This is a genomic window from Hymenobacter amundsenii (genome assembly GCF_002204745.1).
Classification (GTDB): Bacteria; Bacteroidota; Bacteroidia; order Cytophagales; family Hymenobacteraceae; genus Hymenobacter; species Hymenobacter amundsenii.
In genome coordinates this window covers 1-2,072 of sequence record NZ_NIRR01000088.1, presented here as the reverse complement: position 1 = coordinate 2,072, position 2,072 = coordinate 1, and the positions used below count along the sequence as shown (strand labels likewise).

The 2,072-nt window shown below is 62.0% G+C and carries 2 protein-coding genes; both read right to left on the bottom strand.

Annotated features, from left to right (window positions below):
- Positions 1–163: 163 nt before the first annotated feature.
- Positions 164–943 carry a DUF2490 domain-containing protein gene (locus CDA63_RS20005; protein ID WP_088466218.1) on the bottom strand — a complete coding sequence of 260 codons (780 nt, stop codon included), beginning with the start codon at positions 941–943 and terminating at the stop codon, positions 164–166.
- A gap of 145 nt (positions 944–1,088) precedes the next feature.
- Positions 1,089–1,922 (bottom strand): ATP-dependent helicase C-terminal domain-containing protein, encoded by an 834-nt coding sequence (locus CDA63_RS20000; protein ID WP_242434762.1) that lies wholly within the window; start codon positions 1,920–1,922, stop codon positions 1,089–1,091.
- Positions 1,923–2,072: the final 150 nt, after the last annotated feature.

Here is a 2,072-nt window from a genome sequence, read left to right as displayed (position 1 = left end):
AGGTCCCGGGCACTGCATACCGCACCACGAAGGCATTTAGTGCTGAGTCGAACTTGACCAGCCCCTGCCAGTTGTCGGCCCGCATCCGTATCGGCCCCTTACTCTAACGATTAGCACGCGAGATTCTTCGCTTCGCTCTGAATGACGTTCTTTTTGCTGCCTGCTAATCCACCATGTTGCGCCGAAAATCGGGGTGGAAGCAGAGGCTGAGTTGCAGGTTCTCGTTGAGCTCGAAGCGGCTGGCTTCCGACAGGGGGCGGACGAGCTGGTTGAGGTAACCGATTTCGACGGCGGCGGCTTTGGACAGCTGGTAACCCAAGGCGGCGTAGGCCCGGTTCTGCTTAAGGAAGCCCGGCCCTTCGCGCCGGCCAAAGCCCACGAATACTTCATCCGAAACCGTAACGAACGGAATGCCGGCGGCCAGCTCTTTGCCAAGCAAGGGCATGGTTAGCCGCAGCTGGTAACGCATGCGGTTGAGGAAAATGCGGTTCTGGGCTGGCTGGAGTTGCACCCAGCGCTGTTCGAGGCGGTAGCGGTGCTGCACCTGCACCCGGCTGCCGGTGTCGTGGAGTTGGATTTGCTGGTAGAGACGGTGCTCGGGGGCCGTGGGTAGGGGGTAGCCCGCATCGGGGAAGGCGCGGGAGTACGCATAGCCGCCCGTGAGCAGCAGGGCATCGGTGGCGTAGTAATTGGCGCCGGTTCGCAGCACGTTTTGCAGGCCTTGTTCCGAGGTATGGGTACGCAATACCTGGGCTTCGGCGTGGAGGCCCCAGCGCTGACTGAGGCGCACGTCGCTCAGAAACATGAGCCAGGTGTTGGCTTGGCTGGTGCTGGAGGCGGAAGAAGGGGCGATAAGCTGCTGGGCGGCGCCCGGATGCAGCAACAGCAACAACAGGCTCGGGAGCAGTTTCAACCCCTTAATAAAGGAGGAAGAAGTGTGCATAAGCCAATATTACGTAATTGTTACCAATATTACCTAATTGTTAATATTACGTTTTAAGTATTTGTTGGTTAAACGATAAGACCGGTTTCTAAAGGTCTTTAGAGCCTTTTTCACGGCTCTGTGCCGTTGCCCAGACCGGGCATAGTTATATCCCGTTCTGTTTTTTAGTACCCCGGATGGCCTGGGCCTCCAGCGGGTTTTCGGGCCAGTAGTGCTTAGGGTAGCGGCCGCGTAGCTCCTTCCGCACCTCGAAGTAGGAACTGTTCCAGAAACTGCGCAAATCACGCGTGACCTGGGCGGGGCGGTAGCCGGGCGAAAGCAGGTGTAGCGTAAGCGGCACCCGGCCGCCGGCCACGGTAGGCGTATCGAGCAGCCCAAATACTTCCTGCAAGCGCACGGCCAGCACCGGCGTGGCGGGCGTGGCGTAATCCAGGCGGATGCGCGAGCCGGTGGGCACTTCGAGGTGGGTGGGGGCGAGGCGGTCGAGTTCCTGACGCTGGCCCCAGCCGCCCGGCAGCCGGCCTAGTAGCGCTTCCGCTAAATCCACCCGGCTCAGCCCGGCCATTGATTTTATATCCGTCAGGTAAGGCCCCAACCAGTCTTCGAGCTCCGTCAGCAGGGTTTCGTCCGCCACGTCGGGCCAGTTTTCGGGGAAGTGGTGATGGGCAAAGGCCAGTCGTTCCCGCAGTTGGGTGGCGGCTTCGCTCCAGGGTAGCCCGGCTACGCCGCCCGCCCGTACCGCGCCCAGCAGGGCCTCGGCTATCAGGCCAGCGTCGGGGTTGGGCAAATTTACGTCGGACAGCACCAGGGCCCCAAGGCGGCGCAAGCGGCGGGCCGTGACGCGGCCGGCGGTTTCGTCCCAGCGCACTTCGTCGCGGGTTTCGATTTGGGTGGCGAAGTGCTCCTCCAGTTCGGCCCGGCTCAAGGGCGCGGCCAGGCTGGCCCGGGGCTGGGCGGTGTAACCATCGAGGGCGGCCACGGTAAAAAACTGGTCCTGCTGCCCAAAATGCTCGGCGGGCAGCGTGGCCCGAGGACGCGGTTATCGTGAACAAAACCACCCAGGCCACGCCCGCCGACCTCGTGCGCGTGGACCTGAAATCGGGCCGCGAAACAGTGCTCACCAACATCA